The 23,328-nt window shown below is 58.6% G+C and carries 18 protein-coding genes; 1 reads left to right on the top strand and 17 read right to left on the bottom strand.

Annotated elements, in window-relative coordinates; all coding sequences use genetic code 11:
- Positions 1-130: 130 nt before the first annotated feature.
- The 4 genes from mukB to cmoM are packed head-to-tail and all read right to left on the bottom strand — an operon-like array spanning position 131 to position 7,383.
- Complete coding sequence (gene mukB / locus SPE70_RS08365; RefSeq protein WP_055323166.1) at positions 131-4,579, bottom strand: chromosome partition protein MukB; 4,449 nt, start codon at positions 4,577-4,579, stop codon at positions 131-133.
- Positions 4,579-5,283, bottom strand: a complete 705-nt coding sequence (gene mukE, locus SPE70_RS08360) for a chromosome partition protein MukE (RefSeq protein ID WP_004150840.1) — start codon at positions 5,281-5,283, stop codon at positions 4,579-4,581. Before mukE ends, mukB begins: the two co-directional genes overlap by 1 nt.
- Complete coding sequence (gene mukF, locus SPE70_RS08355) at positions 5,264-6,586, bottom strand: chromosome partition protein MukF (RefSeq protein ID WP_008805866.1); 1,323 nt, start codon at positions 6,584-6,586, stop codon at positions 5,264-5,266. Before mukF ends, mukE begins: the two co-directional genes overlap by 20 nt.
- Entirely contained in the window at positions 6,583-7,383 is an 801-nt protein-coding gene (gene cmoM / locus SPE70_RS08350) for a tRNA uridine 5-oxyacetic acid(34) methyltransferase CmoM (RefSeq protein ID WP_016160569.1), read from the bottom strand. The genes mukF and cmoM overlap by 4 nt, the downstream gene beginning before the upstream one ends.
- Before the next feature lie 121 nt (positions 7,384-7,504).
- Here cmoM and elyC point away from each other — a divergent pair, with 121 nt between their 5' ends.
- Positions 7,505-8,284, top strand: a complete 780-nt coding sequence (gene elyC, locus SPE70_RS08345) for an envelope biogenesis factor ElyC (RefSeq protein WP_008805864.1) — start codon at positions 7,505-7,507, stop codon at positions 8,282-8,284.
- Here elyC and SPE70_RS08340 read toward each other — a convergent pair.
- The 13 genes from SPE70_RS08340 to SPE70_RS08280 all read right to left on the bottom strand — a co-directional run bounded on the left by SPE70_RS08340 (position 8,261) and on the right by SPE70_RS08280 (position 23,227).
- The gene (locus SPE70_RS08340) at positions 8,261-9,154 is read right to left on the bottom strand and encodes a YcbJ family phosphotransferase (RefSeq protein ID WP_008805863.1); all 894 of its coding nucleotides are present in this window, start codon (positions 9,152-9,154) and stop codon (positions 8,261-8,263) included. The two genes, elyC and SPE70_RS08340, sit on opposite strands and share 24 nt — an antisense overlap.
- A 137-nt stretch (positions 9,155-9,291) precedes the next feature.
- Complete coding sequence (gene kdsB, locus SPE70_RS08335; RefSeq protein ID WP_012542315.1) at positions 9,292-10,038, bottom strand: 3-deoxy-manno-octulosonate cytidylyltransferase; 747 nt, start codon at positions 10,036-10,038, stop codon at positions 9,292-9,294.
- Complete coding sequence (gene ycaR / locus SPE70_RS08330) at positions 10,035-10,217, bottom strand: protein YcaR (RefSeq protein WP_012542316.1); 183 nt, start codon at positions 10,215-10,217, stop codon at positions 10,035-10,037. Before ycaR ends, kdsB begins: the two co-directional genes overlap by 4 nt.
- A gap of 63 nt (positions 10,218-10,280) precedes the next feature.
- Positions 10,281-11,510, bottom strand: coding sequence for a winged helix-turn-helix domain-containing protein (locus tag SPE70_RS08325; protein ID WP_012542317.1), 1,230 nt, complete (start codon positions 11,508-11,510; stop codon positions 10,281-10,283).
- Between the two features lie 54 nt (positions 11,511-11,564).
- On the bottom strand, positions 11,565-12,545 hold the full coding sequence (gene lpxK, locus SPE70_RS08320) for a tetraacyldisaccharide 4'-kinase (protein ID WP_042947154.1): 981 nt from the start codon (positions 12,543-12,545) through the stop codon (positions 11,565-11,567).
- On the bottom strand, positions 12,542-14,290 hold the full coding sequence (gene msbA / locus SPE70_RS08315; RefSeq protein ID WP_004201387.1) for a lipid A ABC transporter ATP-binding protein/permease MsbA: 1,749 nt from the start codon (positions 14,288-14,290) through the stop codon (positions 12,542-12,544). Before msbA ends, lpxK begins: the two co-directional genes overlap by 4 nt.
- A 36-nt stretch (positions 14,291-14,326) precedes the next feature.
- A complete protein-coding gene (locus SPE70_RS08310) occupies positions 14,327-16,591 on the bottom strand; it encodes a ComEC family protein (RefSeq protein ID WP_055323167.1) in 2,265 nt (754 codons plus the stop codon).
- A gap of 205 nt (positions 16,592-16,796) precedes the next feature.
- Positions 16,797-17,084: an integration host factor subunit beta gene (gene ihfB / locus SPE70_RS08305; protein WP_004100704.1), complete on the bottom strand. Its 288-nt coding sequence runs from the start codon at positions 17,082-17,084 to the stop codon at positions 16,797-16,799.
- Between the two features lie 151 nt (positions 17,085-17,235).
- Complete coding sequence (gene rpsA / locus SPE70_RS08300; RefSeq protein WP_002898162.1) at positions 17,236-18,909, bottom strand: 30S ribosomal protein S1; 1,674 nt, start codon at positions 18,907-18,909, stop codon at positions 17,236-17,238.
- Between the two features lie 133 nt (positions 18,910-19,042).
- Positions 19,043-19,726 carry a (d)CMP kinase gene (gene cmk / locus SPE70_RS08295; RefSeq protein WP_012542319.1) on the bottom strand — a complete coding sequence of 228 codons (684 nt, stop codon included), beginning with the start codon at positions 19,724-19,726 and terminating at the stop codon, positions 19,043-19,045.
- Positions 19,727-19,900: 174 nt separating this feature from the next.
- Positions 19,901-21,184, bottom strand: coding sequence for a 3-phosphoshikimate 1-carboxyvinyltransferase (aroA, locus tag SPE70_RS08290; protein ID WP_008805857.1), 1,284 nt, complete (start codon positions 21,182-21,184; stop codon positions 19,901-19,903).
- Positions 21,185-21,257: 73 nt separating this feature from the next.
- Entirely contained in the window at positions 21,258-22,346 is a 1,089-nt protein-coding gene (gene serC / locus SPE70_RS08285; protein WP_008805856.1) for a 3-phosphoserine/phosphohydroxythreonine transaminase, read from the bottom strand.
- 188 nt (positions 22,347-22,534) lie between these two features.
- Positions 22,535-23,227, bottom strand: a complete 693-nt coding sequence (locus SPE70_RS08280) for a DUF421 domain-containing protein (protein ID WP_016831265.1) — start codon at positions 23,225-23,227, stop codon at positions 22,535-22,537.
- Between the last annotated feature and the right edge of the window lie 101 nt (positions 23,228-23,328).

Here is a 23,328-nt window from a genome sequence, read left to right as displayed (position 1 = left end):
AAGGCTTTTGCCTTACCTAATGTAAAGAAGCTTAAAGATTATACCACCCAGGCATACCAGGCTGGATAGCAAAAAGGGCAACTTAACGTTGCCCTTTTCAGCGCTTAGCCGCCAGAATTTAGCCGCAGCCTCAGGAGGCGTCGGCCGTACCCGGCAGTGCTTCCGGTACCGGCGCGGCAAAACCGCGCAGGCCGACAACGTGTACGTGTTCGTGATTATTAAACACTTTACGCACCAGTTTATAGGTCGTGCCTTTTTCCGGGCTGATATTTTCCGGCGCCGCGATAATCAGCTGCATCTCCAGACGTTCGCACAGCTCGAACAACGTGGCGATGGAGCGGGCGTCGAGACGCGCCGCTTCATCGAGGAACAGCAGACGGCAAGGCGAGATATCCTTGCCGCGCAGGCGACGAGACTCATCTTCCCAGCTCTGCACCACCATTACCAGAATCGACATCCCGGTACCGATCGCTTCCCCGGTCGACAGCGCGCCGGACTCCGCGCGCAGCCAGCCGTCAGAGCCGCGGTTAACTTCCACTTCCATCTCCAGATAGTTGCGGTAGTCGAGTAGCTCTTCGCCGATGGTTTGCGGCGTGCGCTGCCCCATGTCGATCTGCGGGTTCAGGCGCTGATACAGCTTGGCCAGCGCTTCCGAGAAGGTCAGGCGATTGCTGTTAAACAGATCCTGATGCTGCTCATGCTGTTCAGACAGGACATCCAGCAGCGTCGAGTGGGTCTCGCGCACGTTGACGTTCAGACGCACGCTGTTAACCTGGCCGAACGAGACGCTCTGCAGCCCCTGGTTGAGCATCCGGATACGGTTCTGCTCACGCTGAATAGTTTTGCGAATGATATTCGCCACGCTGCGGGAACTGATCGCCAGCTTCTGTTCGCGGTTGGTCAGCTCTTCGGTCAGACGACTGAGCTCGATCTCCATCTGCTCGATCGCTTCCACCGGGTCATCGGTACGAATAATATCCTGACGGATACGCTCACGCAGATGCTGATAGACGGCGACGAAGAACTGGATTTTGCGCTCCGGACGTTTCGGATCTTCCGATATACGCAGCACGTCGCGCAGATGTTCGTTATCGGCGACCGCCAGACGCAGCGCACCGAGCGCCTTATCCGACATCGAACGCAGTTCGTCGGCAGAGAGATAGGCCAGCTCGCGGCGATGCAGACGACGTTCGACGCCGTTGTCTTTCACCAGACGCATCACCGCGCACCAGCCCGCCTTGGCGCTGACAACCTGCTCACGCATTTCGCAGTAATCGCGTTCCAGCTTGCGCAGTTTACGGGTCAGGTTGTCCATTTCCGCTTCGCAGAAGGTCAACGCTTTTTCCAGCTGATTGCGACGGGAGCGGTTGTTGCTCAGCTGCGTGTGCAGCTCGTCACGACGCTGACGCGCGCGCTCTTCCGCCCCGGCATCGGCGCGCACGCCGATATCCTGCAGCTCTTTATACAGATCGTTGAGCAGCTCTTTTTTGGTGTCATACGAGCTCTTCAGCGAGGCCAGCACCTGGTTGTACTGGTTCAACTGCGCAACGTGGCTACGCATCGCTTCGCGCGCGCGGCTACGCTCAGATTCCGCTTGTTGCAGACGCTGGCGCAGCTTCTCGTTGAGATCGCTGTTGCCACTGAGCATCTCCGCCGAATCGGAGTAGCTGAAGTGGGCCCGGCGCTGCACGACTTCCGCCAGCGCGAAAGCCTGCTGACGCGCATCGCGCTGGGTTTGCTGCGCATAGGCGTAATCTTCTTTCAACTGCTCAAACTGCTCCGGATCGCTCTGCAATACCGAGACGATCGGCTCCAGCTTCGCCAGTTGATTGCCATGCTGCTGAATAAAGCGCACTGCCTCCTGCGCTTCGTCCAGACGTTCCTGGATCTCGTCCACGCGGTCAGCCAGCGTATCATCCGCCAGCAGGTTCAGGCGCGGCAGCAGGCGGTTGAGCGCCGACACGCCCTCTTTCGCCTGCTCATACTGCACGCGGTTCTGTTGGTTATCGCTCTCATGGGCGTTCAGCGCACGCTCCAGCTCGCCGCGGCGGCTGTTAAGCTTGCGGATCTCTTCTTCCGGATCGTCCTCGAAAGCCACCGCCAGATGGCTGCCAATGAAGCGGCTGAAAGCCTGGTGAAGACGCTGGGTTTTCTGCACGTCGAACGACAGGGTCGCGAAACGCTCGGAGAGACTCTCACGCTCAGCATGCAGTGTTTCGATGCGATTTTCGCGCGCCGCGCGACCAAACAGCGGCAGCGTTGGGAAACGTGAATAACGCCACTGGCGGTCGGCAATCTTCACCACCACCGCTTTTTCCAGCTCGTCAACGCTGAACACGCTGTCGTCGAAGGACTGCGGATCGCCTTCGATCAGATACAGGTCTTCCGGACAATCTTCCAGCCCTTCGAGCTGCTCCGCCACCTGCGACAGATCCGGCACCACGATCGCATGGCGCGATGGGCCATACAGCGCGGAGAAGTACGGCGCATCTTCGAGGCTAACGTCGTCATAAATTTCCGACAACAGGACGCCGCCAAAGCGCTCCGCCAGCGCGTTCAGACGCGGGTCTTCAGAGCCGCCCGGCTGACTGAGTCGCTCGATCTCTTCGTCGATGGCACGCTTGCGGGCGCCGACCTCGTCACGTTCAACGATAGCCTCGCGCTCGCGCTCCAGCAGCTGCTGCAGGTATTCGGTGATCTCCTGGCCGGACTCAAACTGTTCGCCGCTCTGCTCGCACAGCTGGTTGAGGCTGTTTTGCGCCGCCAGCCAGATCGGCGCCCGACGCATCAGCGTCTGGGTGCGCGACTGCAATTGCTCCAGCTCCTGACGCAGGGTCATGCGCTGTTCCTGAGCGTTAGAGACGCTGTCGGCCAGCGACGCGATGCGCGCTTCCAGCTCCTGATGCAGCGTTTCCAGATCGTCGATATCGTAGCGTTTGCCCTGGCGTTTGCAGAACTCAGCCAGCTGACGCTCGGCGTCCTGCTGCTCGCGCAGACGCTGTTCCAGCTCGTTGAGACGGCTGCGCAGCCCCTGCGCCTGCTCGGCCTGATGGCGTTGGTTAACGCCGTCGCGCAGCAATTCGCGCGCCACGTCCCAGGCTTCATTACGCGCCAGCGGGCCGTTAATCGCCGCCACCAGCTGGTACGCCTGTTCGAACTGGCTGTGCGCGGTTTGCGCCACGCTCATTTTCTGTTCCAGCGACAGCATTTTCTCCGTCGCTTCCTGCTCTTTCGCCTGGAAGGTTTCCAGCCACTCGTCGGCGCTCTCAGGCGTCAGATCCGGCAGATGGCACAGCGCCTTCGCGCGCTCCAGCGCCTGCAGCGCCTGGTTATACTGAATGGCGCGGGTCTGCTGGACGTCGAGCGCCTGCTGATAGTCGGCGAGCTGGTTTTTCAGCTCATCCACTTCCAGTTCGGCGGCTTCGGCGCGGGCTTCGTTCTCTTCCTGCTGGTCGGCGGCTTCCGCCACCACTTCATTCTGCTCTTCCAGACGGATCTGCAGCTCGTCGAGATCCGCTTCGTAGCGCTCAATTTTTTCCTGCTGACGCAGGGCGGTCTGCACCAGGTTCAGGTGATCGCTGGCGGCCTGGTAATCGGCTTCCAGATCGCCCTCCGCGCCATTGTGCTCCTGCAGCTCGCGCGCCATCTCGACGTGCTTATACTGCTCGGCCGCCAGTTGCGAACGCGAGGTAAAGAGATCGCGACGATACTCCAGCGCCTTATCCAGGTGAATGCGCCGCTCGTTGGCGTGACGCATATAGTCCGCCGCCACGTAGTTGGTGGCTTCGCTGATCAGGTGTTTAAACAGATCGCGGTCAGACTGGGTTACGCGAATGGCTTCCAGCGTCATGCGGTTTTCCCGCAGCGCCGCTTCCATATCCTGGAACGCTTTACGCACGCCGCTGTTTTCCGGCAGCAGGTAGTCGCGCAGCGAGCGGGTAATGGTGCTGGAGATCCCGCCGTACAGCGAGGCCTCAATCAGGCGGTAGTATTTGCTACGATCGGAGGCGGAACGCAGACGACGCGCCACCACGCCCAGATCGAACATTAGCGAGTGATATTCGGTGATCGAGTTGAACTGTTTAAACTGGACGCCTTCCATCGCCTCGAGTTTGTCTTTCAGCTCATTGAGACTGACCACGCGCGCCTGACGATCGTTCAGCGTTTCGGTCAACAGCTGGGTCGGCAGGATAGAGGTCGGCAGTCCCTGAATGGCGAACGGCTTAATATCGACTTTACGATCGCGTCCGGCGACCTGTTGTAGGCGCACGCCGACCACCACGCGCTGGTGGCGGGAGTTGATCACATCAAGCACCGAGTAACACACCCCGGCGCGCAGCTTACCATGCAGGCCTTTATCGCGTGAGCCGCTGGTGGCCCCCGCTTCAGTGGTGTTACGGAAGTGCAGCAGGGTTAAATCCGGGATCAGCGCCGTGACGAAGGCCGCCATGGTCGTGGACTTACCCGCGCCGTTCCCCCCGGAGAGGGTGGTCACCAGTTCATCAAGATCAAAGGTCCGGGCAAAGAAACCGTTCCAGTTAACCAGCGTTAGCGAGCGAAACTTACCGCGTTCAATCATTACTCTTCCTCCCCGCTATCCGGCTGGTTTTCTTCATTCTCATCATTGAGCTGCAGGTGATTTTCCAGAGCCATTGCTTCCCCGTCGCGGATCAGGCGGCGCTGCGCCTCGCGCGGGTCGTCGCCGGCGCGCACATCGGCGCCAAAGCGGAATACCGATTCGGTAATGCGAAACTTGCTGCTGTCATGGCCCATAAACCACACCATCCCCAGACGGCGCAGGCGGTTTAGCGACGCGCGCATTTTTTCCTGCAGCTTCTGGCGGTCCAGATCCGAACCGGTGGAACGATTGTTCACCAGCTTCAGCAGCCTGGATTCATCCGCCAGGGTCAGCAGTTCGTCATAGAGCTCCTGCTGGGTGAAAATCCCTTCGTTTGCCAGGCGCTCCGGGCTGAGATAGAGATAGCAAAGAATTTTGCCCACCATCATATCCAGCTCCGACAGCACCGAGCGCGAAATCAGCGTGGTGGAGCGCGGGCGCAGATAGAAGAACCCTTCCGGTGCGCGGATCAACTCGACGTTATAGCGAGCGTAAAATTCTTCCAGGTAATCCTGGAAATCCATCAAAAATGCGTGATTATCCAGCTCGTCGAGACCGATATGACGGCCCGCGCGCAGGGCGCTGTCCAGCGCCGGAAATAACGGATTGGCCAACGCCTGCGCCAGCTTAACCGGCATCACTTGTTCAATATTTGTCAATGACATGCGCCTGTACCTTGGCTCCGTAATCATTAATCGGCTGCCATTTTGCCGGCAGTCCGGTGAAATCTGCCTGGGCGACGCCCAGCTGTACCGCCTGATCCACGACGATCCGCGCCACGTCGAAGTGACGTCCGCGCGGATACTGCGCCAGGAACTCCCGCGCCACCAGGCCGAGGTCCAGCGGTATTCCCTTCTCTTTATAGACCGCCAGCTGCGCTTCGATCAGCGCCGCCAGCTGCTCGCGAATTTCGTTAAACTCTTCAAATTCGAGATCCGCCGGCAGTTCGCCGGTGACCTCTTCATCGCGCAGCGCCATCTCTTCATCGCGCATATCCAGCAGACGGTCGGCGTTGGCGTAAGTCAGCGCCCACGGTTCATCAAAATAGGTCTGTACCGACTGGCGCAGACGCTGGGCGAAGACGCGGTTCTTATCCATATCGATAGCGGTACGGATAAACTTGTGCACATGGCGGTCGTAGCCGATCCACAGGTCAATCGCCTGCTGACCCCAGCTGACGATGCGGTCGAGTTTGCTTTGCAGGTCGAATACCAACCGGTCGACAAAATGCAAATCGTCGCGCGCCATGGTCGAATCCTGAATGCGCAGCAGATTCGCCTGCAGTTTATCCCCCGCCGCATCCAGCGTATCCTGCAGTTCGCGCAGGGTGCCGGAAGTTTCCGACAGCAACAGTTCACAGCTGGAAATCGCCGCGCGCCAGTCTTTATTTAACAACTGTGCGATATCGTCTTTCACCAGCTGCTGCTGCTCATCCATAATGCGCTGCGTCAGGTCGATGCTGTCGAAAATTTCCGCCACGGAATATTTCAGCGGAGCGAAAACATTGCGATGCCAGTGGAACTCATCCCCGCCCTCTTCTGCCGCATCCGCCGCACGCTTCAGCTCGCCAGCGACGATCGACAGCTGCATCGAGAGACGCAGCGTCGAGAATTCACGCTGACGGATATAGTAATCGGTGATCCCGATCCCCAACGGCGTCAGGCGATAGATCGCATTGCCTTCGGTAATTTCGCTGGTAAAGCGGTTCAGCAGACGCTGGCGCACCAAATCGTTGATCGCATTATTGGCGCGCTGGCTGATGGTTTCGCTGGTCTGCTCAAACGCATCACTGACGTGGCGGAACGCATCCACCAGTTCTCCCTCGCTCATTTCCCCTTCCAGCCGTTCGCCGTTCAGCGTGGCGACCGCCAGCAGAAAAGAGAGTCTGTCGACCGGCAGCGAGATAGAAAAATCATTTTTCCTGGCCCAGGCAACCAGTTCGGGGACTGTCTGGGAAAATTCACTCATACTTTATCCTTGCATCTGCGGCTATGAGCCTGGCTCTTAAGCGCGGTGACATGAATATAACGGCCCAGGCTGAGATACGGCTCCTGACGACAGTAGCGCGTTTCCAGCTCCAGCAGCGCCGCATAGCTGTCATGCTGTTGGCGTTTTTCACGCAGATAATCATGAAACACCCGCACGCCGGTTTTGCTGACAATCTGCCAGCCAATCTCTTCCAGCCAGTGATAAACCTGCTGCGGCTCACGCGGATAATCCGGCGACAGCGTGCGTTTTTTCTTTTTTGGCATGCCCAATTGTACGTAATCGAAATTACCGGCCACCATATTGTGCATCAGCAGGCCGTTAGCATTGTAGAACATCAACGACAGCCCACCGCCAGGACGCAGTGTCGACCACAGCGTACGCAGCACCTCCTGGGGCTCCGCCACCCACTCCAGCACCGCATGAAACAGTACCAGATCAACCGGGCTTTCCAAATGCTGCGCAATATCCTGAGCCGCGCATTGTACAAAATGCATGTTGTCGATCACACCTTTATCGACGGCCGCCTGGCGGGCGCGCGCCACCATTTCAGCGGAGAGATCGCACAGCGTCACGTGATGGCCCAGTTGCGCCACTTTAATGGCTGTTTGCCCTTCGCCGCCGCCGGCATCCAGCACCCTCAGCGGTCCCGGCCCCAGCTGCGCCAGCAGCGGTTCCAGATCCTGCCAGAGGATCGCCTGGCGCAGCTGACCTTTTGTGGTGCCGTAAATATTGCGCGAAAACTTTTCAGCAATGTCATCGAAATTGCGATCCTGCACGGGCGACTCCACAAGCCAACACAAAACCGCTATTTTGTCATACCCACGCCGAGAATGAAGCGATCTGTTATAAGATCCGAACATAACTTTGGTTATATGGTTAAAAAAGGAACCATCTGGCATGCTTTTCACGCTAAAAAAGATCGTCGGCGGTCTGCTGTTGCCGCTTCCCGCCCTGCTGTTGCTGATCGGGATCGGGATCGCGCTGTTATGGTTCAGCCGCTTTCAACGTACCGGCAAGCTATGCGTGAGCCTCGGCTGGCTGCTGCTGGCGCTGCTGAGCCTGCAACCGGTGGCCGACAGCCTGTTGAAACCGATTGAAGATAGCTACCCCACCTGGCGCGGCGAGCAGCCGGTGAGCTACGTGGTGGTGTTGGGCGGCGGCTATACCTGGAATCCGGAGTGGGCGCCAAGCTCTAATCTTATCAATAACAGCCTGCCGCGCCTGACGGAGGGCATTCGCCTGTGGCAGGCGAATCCCGGATCGAAAATGATCTTTACCGGCGCGGCGGCAAAAACCAACCCCGTCAGCACGGCGGAGGCCGGGGCGAGAGTCGCGGAGAGCCTCGGCGTACCACGCAGCGATATCATCGTGCTCGATCGGCCGAAAGATACAGAAGAGGAAGCGCAGGCGGTGAAGCGCGCCATCGGCGATGCGCCCTTCCTGCTGGTCACTTCGGCGTCCCACCTGCCACGGGCGATGATTTTCTTTCGTCATGCCGGTCTGGATCCCCTGCCCGCGCCGGCAAATCAGTTAGCGGTGACCTCGCCGCTTAATCCGTGGGAACGAGCCATCCCCTCCCCGGTATGGCTGATGCACAGCGACCGGGTCGGCTATGAAACCCTCGGTCGTGTCTGGCAATGGCTGAAAGGTGGCTCAGGCGAGCCAGGGCAGGAGTGATTTTGTCGCGAGGTCGAAACGGGCGCGGTCAAAGCGCCCGGTATTGACCAGATTATCCACCTCATCCCACAGCAGATAGAGCCAGCGCCGCCAGACAAAGGCCTCGGAAACTGGCGCCTGCTGCAGGTAGCGCCACAGCAACTGTTCCGCCTGGCCGCCTTCTGCAAGGCGGAACAGTTCATACTCGCGTGGCGCCCACAGCATCATCCCCGGGCCCACCATCGCCAGCAGCTGATCGCTGCGTGGGTCTTTCAGCATACTGCGCAAGGTGAAATTACCGTGTACCAGCACGGCATTGTCATTGAAATCGCGAAACAGCTCCGGAAGGCACTCGCGGGAGCGGAACAAAATACGCTTATCCTGCATCGTCAGGCCGGTATCCTGATACAGGTTCAGGGTGCTCCACAGCATCTCTACCCGCTGGCGGTACCAGTTCGACCACAGATTGTCCTGGGTATTGTCGACCATTCCTACGCAGCCGCCGCTGTCCTGACGATGCCAGGCGAGCAGCGCCTCGACGATTTGCTCCTGCAGTTGCTCCCAGCGCGCTGGTGTGCGCGTGGGGGCCTCCACCGGAACGCCGCGCAAGCGCTCAAGCAGCAGCACATCCGGCCCGGGATGCTCTTCATGCGTCATCACGCCGTAAACCACCGGCATGCGCACTGTACCACTGCGCGCGAGGGTGGAGATCTTCCATGCCAGTTGCCGCGCCACACCGGGCGTGGTGAAACTGCGCGCCAGCAGCGGCATCGGGTTTCCCTGCGCATCGTACAGGGACCACAGCGCCGTAGCGGGTTTTTCACTGACACACTCCACCCGGCTCAGCTTTTCGCCAAGCAGGTGACTGAGTTCGGTTCGCAACTGTTCCATTGTCGATTACCCCTATGAACACTACTGGTTTCATAATGAGCGCCCGCACCTGGGTTGTCATCGAATAAGATCAAAAAGGGACAAAAAAAGCGAAAAACCGGCGGGGATATCCCCCCCTGCAAGGAGGGGACAGGGGATTAACGCAGTTCAGCGCGGACGCGCTCCAGATCTTCCGGGGTATCCACACCGGTGCCGGGCACTTCTGCCGCCACGGCAACATGGATTTTCTCGCCATACCACAGCACCCGCAGCTGCTCGAGCATTTCAATCTGCTCCAGCGGGCTCGGCGCCCAGCTAACATAGCGGCGAATAAAGCCAGCGCGGTAGCCATAAATGCCGATGTGACGCAGCAGGGAATCACCGATGGTCTCGCGGGAGTGAGCAAAGCGATCGCGATCCCAGGGTATGGTGGCACGGGAGAAATAAAGCGCATAACCTTGCGCATCCATCACCACTTTCACCGCATTTGGATTAAACGCCTCTTCCGCATCGTGGATCGGTACCGCCAGCGTCGCCATTCCACTGCTGCTGGACGCCAGATTCTCCGCCACCTGGCGGACGATCGCCGGGGGGATCATCGGCTCATCGCCCTGAATATTGACGATAATAGTGTCATCGCTGAACGCGCACTTCTCCACCACTTCCGCCAGCCGTTCGGTGCCGGACTGGTGATCGGCGCGGGTCATGCACACTTCACCACCCGCCGCTTCAACGGCGCTGGCTACGTCCGGATGATCGGTGGCGACAATAATGCGATCCGCGCCGGATTCGCGCGCGCGCTCCAGCACGTGGACAATCATCGGTTTGCCGTTAATGTCCTGCAGTGGTTTTCCCGGCAGGCGCGTAGAGGCGAAACGCGCAGGAATAATAACCACGAAACTCATGAGTGACTCTCTTCAACCGTCAGCGCTCGGGCCTCTGTCTCCAGCAGCACAGGAATACCATCGCGCAGCGGAAACGCCAGACTATCAAGTTTGCAAATAAGTTCTTGCTTATCCTGACTGTAATACAGCTTACCGTTACAGACCGGGCAGGCGATGATTTCAAGTAAACGGTGATCCATGTTTCCTCCTGATGGACCGGATAGATTTCACAGCAGCATATCACAGGAAGGTCGGCGCCGGGATCAATCGGCGTTGATTTCCCACCCCTGCTCCTGGCCGACAAACAGCCCTTCCGGCAAGCGTCGGCACAGGATCCGCTCCGCCGATTGCCAGCGCGCGAAGTCGTTAATCGCCCGGCGCAGCCCCTGCTCAAGGCCACGGGTGATCTTCACACCCTCCTCCAGCCACAGGGAGAAGATCTCCAGCTCCTGGCTTTTGCGATGTATTTTACTGTCCATCCGCCCAACCAGTTTTCCCTGGTGCAGCAGGGGCAGTACGAAGTAGCCATACTGCCGCTTCGGCGCTGGGGTATAGCACTCCAGGCGATAGCTGAAGTTGAAGAGTTGCTCCGCGCGTTTCCGATCCCAGACCACCGGGTCAAAAGGAGAGAGCACGGCGCTATGGCTGGCGATCAGCTTACCGCCAGGCGCTGACTCAAGCTGCGCCAGCGCGTCGCGATGCAACCACATCTCGCCGAGTGCTTCCACGTTAACCGGCACCACCAGGCCCTCTTCCTGCCAGGCAGCCAGCAGACCCGGTAGCGACGGCTGGCGCAAGCGATAGTAATCGGCCAGCCACTGGGGACGAAAGATACCGAGGCTGCGGGCGCTGTTGCGCAGCATGATGGCCTCTGCGTCTTCGCGGGACAGCGCGTCGCGTTCGTCATCCCAGTCCGGCATCACCCGCTGGGTTAAATCATACACGCGGTGAAAATTGCGTCGTTCCACCACCATCACTTCGCCGGCGGTAAACAGCCCTTCCAGATGGCGCTTATGCGGTTTCCACTCCCACCAGCCGCTGGCGCCTTTGCGCGGGTGGATAAAATCCGCCGAGCGAACCGGGCCGTTTTGCCCGATATGCGCCAGCAGCTCTGCAATACTCCCGGCATGCTCCTCCATCCACGCGCGATGGTATTTCCAGCCCATATTGTCGGGATTCAACATGCGATGGCGCACCAGGGCGAAATCGCTGCGCGGTAGAAAGCAGGCTTCATGCGCCCAGTATTCCATTAGCTCGCCGCTGCGCAACGACTCATCCAGCCAGTGCTGCGGATAGCTGCCGAGGCGGCTGAACAGCACCAGATAGGGGCTGCGGGCCACCACGTTGATGGTATCGATTTGCAGCAGCGACATCTGCTGGATGGTGGAAAGAATGTCTTTCGGGCGAGCGCGACGTCGGGGCTTCTTTAACAACCCCTGCGCCGCGAGATGGAGGTGACGCGCCTCGTTAAGCGATAATTGCAATACCGACATGCAGGTTCTCCGTCAGGAATTCCAGCACAGCGGCGAGCAAATCCGGCGCGTCAGTTAACGTTGCGCCAACGTCGCTAAGTCCGCAAGCAACCGCTGTGCGCGTTCATCGGCCATTATGGCGTCGACCGGTAAATACCACCAGTTTGCGGCGGCGAAATCGCGACATTTCACCGCGTCTTTCTCGGTCATTAGCAGCGTCTGCCCGGCGGTTACCAGGGCGGCGACATCGGCCTGGCTCAGCGCCTGATGGTCTGCCAGCGCCACAGTTTTGACCGGCTGGACGCCACAGTTTTCAAGGGTGGCGAAAAAGCGCGGCGGATGGCCGATGCCGGCCATCGCCACTACGTTCGTGAAAGTAGAGACATCGCGACGTTCGCCGGTAAGCAGGTTAACCGCCATCCCGGGACGCAGTTGCATCGGGATCTCCCCCGGACGCGCCACGCCGCCGTTGACGATAACCGCATCAACGCTTTGCAAGCGCGACGCCCGCTCGCGCATCGGCCCGGCAGGCAGCCACCAGCCGTTGCCAAAGCGGCGCTCGCCGTCGATAACGACAATTTCTCTGTCCCGCGCCAGCTTATAGTGCTGCAACCCGTCGTCGGTCACGATAATCTGCAGATCGTGCGCGCTGAGCAGCGCTTTCACCGCGTCGCTGCGCAGCGGAGAAACCGCCACCGGCGCGCCGGTGCGCTGATGAATTAACACCGGCTCATCACCCGCCTGCGCCGTACTGGTCCGGTCAGTTAATACCAGTGGGTAGCGGTCAGCTTTACCGCCGTAGCCGCGAGAGACCACCCCCACGCGAATACCGCGCTGCTGCAACTGCTCCACCAGCCAGATCACCACCGGCGTTTTACCATTGCCGCCGGCGGTCAGGTTACCGACCACCACCACCGGCACCGGCGCGCGCCAGGCTTTTTGCCACCCCAGCTGATAGCTGAGGCGAATCACCGCGCTCACCAGGCCATACAGCCAGGAGAGCGGCAGCAGCAGGCGCCACAGCGGCGATTCCCCGGACCAGATGCGCGCGATCATTCGCCGAATTGCATCTTATGCAGCTGGGCGTACACGCCCTTATGCTCCAGCAGATCGTGGTGCGTTCCGCGTTCCACGATCCGCCCATCTTCAACCACCACGATTTCATCAGCCTGCTCAATGGTCGACAGACGGTGGGCGATAACCAGCGAGGTGCGGTTTTTCTGCAGCTCATCCAGCGCCGCCTGAATGGCTCGCTCGGACTCAGTATCCAGCGCCGAGGTGGCTTCATCAAGGATCAGGATCGGGCTGTTACGCAGCAGCGCACGGGCGATAGCAATACGCTGGCGCTGGCCACCGGACAGCATTACGCCATTTTCACCAATGATCGTATCCAGACCATTGTCCATCTTGTTGATGAAATCCATGGCGTAGGCCATTCGCGCGGCCTCTTCAATCTGCTCGCGGCTGTACTCTTCGGTACGGGCATAGGCGATGTTGTTGGCGACAGTATCGTTGAACAGATGCACGTTCTGTGAAACGAGTGCCACCTGGTCGCGCAGCGAGCTCAGCTTGTACTCGCGCAGGTCGTGACCATCCAGCAGGATCTGCCCGTCGTCAACATCGTAGAAGCGGGTGATCAGGCTGGCAATGGTCGATTTACCCGACCCTGAGCGCCCCACCAGCGCGACGGTTTTCCCTTCCGGGATATCGAGATTGATATTGCGCAGCGCGGCCACTTCGCGCCCCGGATAGGTGAACGTGACGTTCTCAAACTTGAGATTGCCTTTGGCCCGCTCAATGACCCGCGTACCTTCGTCTTTTTCCTGCTCGGAATCGAGGATCGCAAACAGCGTCTGGCACGCCGCCATCCCACGCTGGAACTGGGCATTGACGTTGGTCAGCGACTTCAGCGGGCGCATCAGCGCAATCATTGAGGAGAAGACCACGGTAATGGTCCCGGCGGTCAGGGTGTCCATTACGCTCGGGAAGCTGGCGGCATACAGGACAAAGGCCAGCGCCAGCGACGCGATAAGCTGAATGATCGGGTCGGAGATAGACGAGGCAGAAACCATCTTCATCCCCTGCAGACGCATTTTATTGCTGACCTTATCAAAACGTTTGGTTTCCACCTCCTGGCCACCAAACATCAGCACCTCTTTGTGCCCTTTCAGCATCTGCTCAGCGCTGGTGGTGACCTGCCCCATCGTGTTCTGCATATTCTTACTGATATTACGAAAACGCTTGGAGACCACGCGGATTGCTACCGACACGATCGGCGCCAGTACGATCAGGATCAGCGACAGCTGCCAGCTGTAATAGAACATCATCACGAACAGGCCGATAATCGATGCCCCTTCGCGGACCACGGTGATCAGCGCGCTGGAGGAAGATGAGGCGACCTGCTCAGAATCATAGGTAATGCGTGACAGCAGCGTCCCGGTAGACTGCTTGTCAAAGAAGGCCACCGGCATGCCCATCATGTGGCCGAACAGGCGACGACGCATGGTCATCACGACTTTGCCGGAAACCCAGGAGATACAATAGCTCGAGATGTAGCTGGTGATCCCACGCAGCACCATCAGCCCGATAACCACCAGCGGCATCCATAGCAGCACTGAGCGATCCGTTTTACCAAAACCATCATCCAATAACGGTTTAAGAAGCGATAACATGAAGGTGTCACTGCCCGCGTTAAGCACTAACGCCACCGCCGCGACGATTAGCCCGGCTTTAAACGGTGCAATAATCGGCCAAAGTCGGCGGAAGGTCTGCCACGTGGAGAGATCTTTATCGTTCTGCATTCAATAAACCAGCTTGTGTTGAAATAGCCGCATATTCTACCCGTTATCGGCGGGCGCGCCAAACCACTGATGATACCAACGTGGTAAAAGTTGATCCCGTAAGCTATGGATTTGCCACCCTTCTGCGGAAAAAACCACCGTTATCTGTCCCTGCTGCGGCGTGGCGAACCAGCGATACCCCCGCTGGCGATAGCGCTGAACCACCTTGTACGAGGGCATCCGCCACGCATTGTAGCGCGAAGCGGATGCCAGCGCGGCCGCACCCTCTACCCGGCGGACCAGCAATTCGCTGGAGGAGGTGTTGCTACCGTGGTGGGGAACCTGGATAAGTGTAGACGTCAGATGCTGCCAGTAACGGCTGATCATCGCCTGCTCCGCCTGACGTTCTATATCGCCGGTGAGCAGGATGCTGGAGCGACCATCATCGATGCGCACCACGCAGGAGTGATTATTACCCTTTGCCGTGCTGCCCGGCAGCGGCCACAGGGCCTGGAAGTTGAGTCCCTGCCATTGCCAGCGCTCGCCGCGATGACACGGCAGATGACGCGCCCAGCCTAAAGGGCTGCGCACCCACGCCTGCGGCCATGCCTGTAGCACTGAATTAAGGCCGCCGCGATGATCCAGATGCTCGTGGCTTAGCACAATGCCCTGCAGCTGCAGATGATGCCAGCGCAGCCACGGGATAATCACCTGCTGACCGCTGTCGCCCTGCGGCCATGCTGGCCCGGTATCATAGAGGAGCGCCTTGCCGTGACGTTCGATAACCATCGCCAGCCCCTGCCCGACATCCAGCATCGTCACCCGCCATTCGTCCGCGGGAAACGGCCTCCAGAAGGGCCGCATCAGCAGGAACAGCACGCTCAGACACAGGGCCGGGAAATGCCGCCAGCTCTGAAAACGCCAGCCCATCACCAGCAGCCACGGCAGGCTACTGATCCAGAGCCAGCGGGCGTCCAGCGGCAGCCAGCCGTCCGGTAAACGTCGTAATCCCCAAAACAGCAGCGCCAGCACGCGATCGGCCGCCAGCCAGAGCAACGACTCCACCATCCCCGGTCCCGTGAGATGCAGCAGCATCGCGCCGAGAATAAGCGGCACCGCCAGCAGGGTCACTAAGGGTACCGCCAGCAAATTGGCGGCCATGGACGTCAGGCTGACGCCATGGAAGAGCAGGAGCTGGAGCGGCATCAGCAACAGCGTCACGCCAGCCTGCAAATGAACGAGGGCGAACAGTGTCTTCCATGGCCAGCGCCAGCGGCCGGCAGGCAGCGGTACCCACTGAAACCAGAAGATCAACCCCGCCACGGCGAAAGCGGATAGCCACAGGCTTTGCGACAGCACCGCCAGCGGGTCGGTAACGAGTATCGCCCCCAGACAGCAGAGCCACACCTGCCACGCCGTCCAGCGTTGGCCCGACAAGCGTAAGGCGCAGCATACGCCCAACCCTACGCAGGTGCGCAGCGCCGGCGGCTGCATGCCGGTCAGCCAGGTATAGCCGACGGCGCCGGCCAGCCCGGCCAGCAGCGGCAACCGCCAGCCGATCCAGCGGCCCGGGAGAATATACTGCACGCCGCGCAGCAGGAGCACGATAAGGGAAGCCGCGAGGGCGATATGGAGACCAGAGATGGCCATCAGATGGGAGGTGCCCGTGTTCTGCATCAGGACCTTAATCGCCGTCGGCAGGGTCAGTCGCTCCCCCATCCCTAATCCCAGCATCACCGCACGCCAGGGATAAGGCTCCAGACGCCGGGTCAACGACGCCAGGTAGCGGGCGCGCAGGCTGCAGCGGGGATCCAGCGCGGAAGCTGCAACAATCCCCCCGCTCAGCGGCCGGTGCTGCGCCAGCGCATAACGCTGGCTGTCGAAGCCCCCGTCGTTGAGCTGCCCGTGCACCGGGCGCAGGCGCAGCGTCATCAACCAGTGCTGACCCGCACAGGCGGGCGCAGGTGTAAGTTCCCCGTACAGCGTCACGCCCACCGGGGGAAACAGGTAGCGGCCCGCCAGGCGCACAATCTGACCACGGTGCAGGGCCTGGCCATCCGTCTCGCTGAGGATCACTTCCGCCTGCCGGATGGCGCCGGTAAGGTGCCGGGTCGGCCACAGCGCCTGATGCGCGCTCAATACTCCCCAGATCATCAGCAGAAGCGTCATCGCCACACAAGCCATGGCCGTTCCGCGCAGGCGGGTCAGCAACAGCGCCGCAAGGCACGCGCTCGCCAGAACGTGCGGGCCCGGCAAGACGGGTAGCCAGAGTAGCGGCAGCATCGCGATGCTGGCGCATCCGGCAAGCCATGGTAGACGCATAAACACCTCCCTGTGAGCAGGCAGTGTTACGCAAAGCGACGGTGGCGTCCCGCCGCCGAATTCAGGCGTGCGTAGCGCCTTCCAGACAATCGTATCTGTTGCAGTCAGGCACGGTTTTTTTGCGAAGCTGGAGGTAAATCGCGGACACAAAAAAAGCACCCGCAGGTGCTTTTTTTATCATCAGGCAGGTTGCACGTCGTGCAACTTACTCTTCATAAATATTGGCGCGGTCACGTAATTCTTTCCCGGGCTTAAAGTGCGGAACGTACTTACCTTCCAGTTCGACTTTATCACCAGTTTTCGGGTTACGTCCGGTGCGAGGTGCTCGATAGTGCAGAGAGAAGCTGCCGAAACCGCGGATTTCAATGCGCTCACCTTGAGCAAGCGTTGAGGCCATATGTTCCAGCATTTCTTTAACAGCATCTTCCACCGCTTTCGCCGGAATGTGAGATTGCTGGCTGGCAAGTCTTTCAATCAATTCTGACTTGGTCATTATTCCTCCGGTTTCCTTCAAGGCAAAAATTAGCTAACAGCTTAAACAAGGGCGGCCGTAGCCGCCCTTTGTGCTTGATTACAGGACGAATCCTGCAATCTGTCAAGTAAACTCGTCACTATTCAGGTTGTTATTGCCTGAATGACAAAGATTACTCGCCTTTCGCTGCTTTGAACGCTTCAGCCATAGCGTTGTTGGAGAAGTTCGCGTCTTCCTGCTTGTTCACGGTAGCGATAGCGTCTTTTTCTTCCGCTTCGTCTTTCGCACGTACAGACAGGCTCACTACGCGGTTCTTACGATCCACGCCGGTGAATTTCGCTTCAACTTCGTCGCCAACGCTCAGAACCAGAGTTGCGTCTTCAACGCGGTCACGGGATGCTTCAGAAGCACGCAGGTAACCTTCTACGCCGTCAGCCAGTTCTACGGTTGCGCCTTTAGCGTCAACTGCAGTTACTTTACCAACAACGATAGCGCCTTTCTTGTTCAGAGCAACGTAGTTGTTGAACGGATCTTCCGCGAGCTGTTTAACGCCCAGGGAGATACGCTCACGCTCTGCGTCAACCTGCAGAACAACTGCTGCGATTTCGTCGCCTTTTTTGTATTCACGAACTGCTTCTTCGCCTGCAACGTTCCAGGAGATGTCAGACAGGTGAACCAGGCCGTCGATGCCGCCGTCCAGGCCGATGAAGATACCGAAGTCAGTGATAGACTTGATTTTACCTTCAACACGGTCGCCCTTGTTGTGGGTTTCCGCGAACTGCTGCCATGGGTTAGATTTGCACTGCTTCAGACCCAGGGAGATACGACGACGCTCTTCGTCGATATCCAGAACCATCACTTCCACAACGTCGCCAACGTTAACAACTTTGGACGGGTGGATGTTTTTGTTGGTCCAATCCATTTCGGAAACGTGAACCAGGCCTTCAACGCCTTCTTCGATTTCAACGAAGCAGCCGTAGTCGGTCAGGTTGGTCACGCGACCGGTCAGTTTGGTACCTTCCGGATAACGTTTAGCGATAGCTACCCACGGATCTTCGCCCAGCTGTTTCAGGCCCAGGGATACACGGGTACGCTCGCGGTCGAACTTCAGCACTTTAACAGTGATTTCGTCGCCAACGTTTACGATTTCGCTCGGATGCTTAACGCGTTTCCAGGCCATATCGGTGATGTGCAGCAGGCCGTCAACGCCGCCCAGATCAACGAATGCACCGTAGTCAGTGAGGTTCTTAACGATACCTTTGACTTCCATGCCTTCCTGCAGGTTTTCCAGCAGCTGATCGCGCTCTGCGCTGTTTTCGGATTCGATAACGGCACGACGAGAAACAACAACGTTGTTACGCTTCTGGTCCAGCTTGATGACTTTGAACTCAAGCTCTTTGCCTTCCAGGTGCAGCGTGTCGCGCACCGGACGAACGTCTACCAGGGAACCCGGCAGGAACGCACGAATACCGTTCAGCTCAACAGTGAAGCCACCTTTAACTTTGCCGTTGATAACACCGGTAACAGTTTCAGCGTCTTCGTAAGCTTTTTCCAGCGTGATCCAAGCTTCGTGACGTTTAGCTTTCTCACGGGACAGCAGAGTTTCACCGAAGCCGTCTTCTACTGCATCCAGAGCAACGTCAACTTCGTCACCAACCTGGATTTCCAGCTCGCCCTGGGCGTTTTTGAACTGCTCAGCCGGGATGGCGGACTCAGATTTCAGACCGGCGTCAACCAGTACTACGTCTTTGTCGATAGCAACAACAACACCACGAACGATGGAACCCGGGCGGGTTTCGATTTCTTTTAAGGATTCTTCAAACAGTTGAGCAAAAGATTCAGTCATGTTTAATCTTCAGGTTAATATTAACGTCCACCTGGCTCCGTGCCGGATGGGGTTGTTTCACATACCCGCTGACCATCCATTGCCGCGGGGTACTGCTATAATTCGGAGGCTTCGGCGCGCTACCGGTTAAGGCTCACGCAACGGCCAATTTTTCGCGCGCATATTGTAGCGCTTTTTCAATCACTTGCTCAATGTTTAGTTCTGTTGAATCGAGAACTAATGCATCGGCAGCCGGGACAAGCGGCGCCACGGCGCGATTTCGGTCGCGATCGTCACGCTCTTTTATCTCGGACAAAAGACGTTCAAAGTTAACATCAAAGCCCTTTTCCTGCAACTGCCGCATGCGGCGATGCGCCCGCTCATCGGCCGAGGCATCAAGGAAAATTTTCACCGGCGCGTCCGGGAAAACCACCGTGCCCATATCGCGCCCGTCGGCGATGAGCCCCGGCAGTTCACGGAAAGCACGCTGGCGGCGCAGCAGCGCTTCGCGAACGCGGGGGAAAGCGGCCACTTTCGAGGCGGCATTGGCGACCTCCTGAGTGCGAATTTCGCCGCTGACATCTTCCCCTTCCAGCACCACTTCCAGGGTGCCGTCAGTAGAAATAAAGCGCACGTCAAGATGGGCCGCCAGGGGCACCAGCGCCTCTTCGGACTCTACGTCAACATGATGATGCAGCGCCGCCAGCGCCAGAACGCGGTAGATCGCGCCTGAATCTAACAGATGCCAGCCCAGCGCTTCCGCCATTGCCTTGCACAACGTACCTTTACCCGCACCGCCAGGCCCATCAATGGTGATTACCGGAATATTCGCCGTCATCTTTTTCTCCTTCAGCAAGGCGCATGGAATATAAACGCCGCGCATTATACGCATCAATACGCCGGAAAGTGAGCATTGCTTGTAAATTACGGACTACAGGAAATGAAAAGCAGAAGTTTTGCGCAATTATAGCGGGCTGACAGGACATCAGCCCGCGGGATGACAAAGTTTTACTCAGGCGAGGGTACTGATCCGCGCCAGTTGCTCAAAATAGTCCGGGAACGTTTTGGCCGTACATTTGGGATCAAGGATGGTCACCGGCGTATCAGACAGCGCCACCAGCGAGAAGCACATCGCCATCCGGTGGTCGTTATAGGTGCCGATTTCAGCATATTTCAACTTTGCCGGCGGGGTGATGCGAATATAATCTTCACCCTCTTCCACCTCGGCGCCCACTTTACGCAACTCGGTCGCCATGGCGAACAGACGGTCCGTCTCTTTGACCCGCCAGTTGTAGATATTGCGCAGCGTAGTGGTCCCTTGCGCGAACAGCGCGGCGGTGGCGATGGTCATCGCCGCGTCCGGGATATGGTTCATATCCATATCGATAGCCTTGAGCTCGCCGCGGGTGCAGGCGATAAAATCGTCGCCCCAGGTCACGGTAGCGCCCATTTTCTCCAGGACGTCGGCGAAACGGATATCGCCCTGCACACTGCCGCGGCCGATACCGGTGACTTTTACCGTGCCGCCCTTAATGGCGCCAGCGGCGAGGAAATACGAGGCCGAGGAAGCATCGCCTTCCACCAGGTAATCCCCTGGCGACTGATACTGCTGCTTGCCGCGCACCACAAAACGCTGATAAGACTGATTGTCCACCTCAACGCCGAAGGTTTTCATCAGGTGCAGCGTAATGTCGATATAGGGTTTCGACACCAGATCGCCCTTAATGGCAATCACGGTATCCTGCGGCGCCAGCGGCGCGGTCATCAGCAGCGCGGTCAGGAACTGACTGGAGACGCTGCCGTCAACCTCGACGTTCCCGCCCTGAAAACCGCCGCGCAGGCGCAGCGGTGGATAATTTTCCTGCTCAAGATAGTCGATCTGAGCGCCGCCCTGACGCAGGGCATCCACCAGATGGCCGATCGGGCGCTCTTTCATCCGCGGTTCGCCGGTCAGCACAATATCGTTGCTGCCAAGGCACAGGGCCGCCGCCAGCGGACGCATCGCGGTTCCGGCGTTGCCGAGGAACAGCTCCAGCGCCGCAGCAGCGCGCAGCGGGCCGCCGTTGCCGGTCACTTCGCAGCGGGTGCGGTCGGCAGATAGGGTATATTGAACCCCCAGCGCACTCAGGGCATTCAGCATATGGCGCACATCGTCGCTGTCCAGCAGGTTGGTCAGCACCGTCGTGCCGCGGGCCAGAGCGGCCAGCAGCAGCGCGCGGTTGGAGACGCTTTTCGAACCTGGCAGGTTCACGGTGCCCTCTACGCGTGCGATGGGTTGTAACGTCAGGGATTCCATCAAACTTCACTCTCAAACAAACAGAATAAAAACCCCGCAGACAGGCCGCGGGGAGGAAGAAAGAAACAGGCGATTAACCGTGGCGGCGTTCGAAGTCCAGCATAAAGTCGGTTAACGCCTTCACGCCGTCCAGCGGCATCGCATTGTAGATGGAGGCGCGCATGCCGCCCACCACGCGGTGGCCCTTCAGCGCGTGCAGCCCGGCGGCAAACGACTCTTCGAGGAACAGTTTGTCCAGTGCGCTGTCCGCCAGCTGGAACGGCACGTTCATGCGTGAGCGGTTGGCTTGCGCCACATCGTTACGGTAGAACCCGCTGTTATCGATAACGCCATAAAGCAGTTCGGCTTTCTGCTGGTTGATTTTATCCATCGCAGCGACGCCGCCCTGCTGTTTCAGCCACTTAAACACCAGACCAGCCAGATACCAGGCGAACGTCGGCGGCGTGTTAAACATCGAGTCGTTCTCGCTTAACACGGTATAGTCGAGGATCGACGGACAGGCCACGCTGGCTTTGCCCAGCAGATCTTCACGCACGATGACCAGCGTCAGCCCTGCCGGGCCAATATTTTTCTGCGCGCCGGCGTAGATTACACCGAAGCGGTTGACGTCAATTTCGCGGGACAGAATGGTGGAGGAGAAATCAGCAGCGACGATGACGTCGTCGCCGAAATTCGGCGTATCATCAATCGCGATACCGTCAATGGTTTCGTTCGGGCAGTAATGCAGATAGGCCGCGCCCGGCGTCAGCTGCCACTCGCTCATCGGCGTAACAGCTCGCTTGCCATCGACAGTGATTTTCGCGTCGATAACGTTCGGCGTGCAGTATTTCTTCGCCTCTTTGACCGCGCTGGCGGCCCAGTAGCCGGCGTCCACATAGTCAGCGACGTTTTTATCGCCGAGGATGTTCAGCGGGATCCCCGCGAACTGGCCGCGGCCGCCGCCGTGGCAGAACAAAACTTTATAGTTGGAAGGGATATTCAGCAGAGAGCGGAAGTCCTGTTCTGCCTCTTCTGCCACCTGGATAAACTCCTTACCACGGTGACTGATCTCCATGACCGACGTACCCAGACCGTGCCAGTCGCACAGTTCTTGCTGAGCCAGTTTGAGTACTTCCGCCGGCAGCATTGCCGGGCCCGAACTGAAGTTATAGACCTGAGCCATTTCCCCTCACCACGTTGCTATGTTGTTTTGCCCGCGAACCGCCGCGGGCATAAGTTATTCCTGTGGCTATCGGTTTTATCATTCAGTGACACGGTCCGCAATGGCTAAAACTCGCCGACGGTAAAACGCGGCCACCGTCACACAACAGAATCTATCGGCTTGACGTAATAAAACCGACATATTTGCTGTCAGGTGAGTCGTTTCGCCCGGCTGGCCTTCGACCATTCTGCATTTGCGCAGCGCGGACATATTCGCTTTTCTCCCGCCTGCATCGCCATCACGATGCTGCAGCGTACGCAGGCATAGATCCCCTCCTGCGGAATCGTGGTGTAACGCGCGGTACAGTGGGTAGGCAGGATAGACAACCCCGCCCTGACCTCTTCATCCGGATAATAAAACACGCTGATCTGCCCGTTGGTTTCAAGGATCGCCAGCCGGACCTGGCCAAGCTGCTCGACGCTGTTGACCCGCAGCTCCATAAAGAATTCGAATTCGGTCATGTTTTCCGCATGCAGCTTCTCCCACGCCAACTGCCCCTCCTCGACCACCACGATAGGTTTACCTTCCAGGAGATCCTCCAGCTTTTCGCTGTGCCCCATCAGCCACATGATGCCGCGATACAGCAGCGCCAGCGTGATGAAGACCACCAGCACCGGCAGTAGCGGTACATCGTCATAAAACGCCACGTCCCCTGCCGCCGAACCGAGGGTCAGAATAATCAACACCTCGAACAGCGACATCTGCCGCACGCCGCGCCGTCCGGTAATCTTGAGGAAAATAAAGACCAGAACGAAGGTATAGAGGCTGCGCAACGCCACCTCGGCAAGAAACTCCACCGGCACTTTATCGAGCGCCATCCGCTGCCAGTCAAAGGCTTTCATCTATCATCTCCCTGTGGGTCATAAGTTGCCTCTAAGCATAGCCAGATGATGGAGATAGCACCTGTCAGATAAAAGCCGTATCATTGCGCGCTTTCCGTACG

Origin of the sequence: Klebsiella sp. ZJOU C1, from assembly GCF_035620215.1 — a bacterium.
Taxonomy (GTDB): domain Bacteria; phylum Pseudomonadota; class Gammaproteobacteria; order Enterobacterales; family Enterobacteriaceae; genus Klebsiella; species Klebsiella variicola.
Note: the sequence above shows the minus strand (reverse complement) of the source record. Positions and strands in the feature narration are given on the sequence as shown.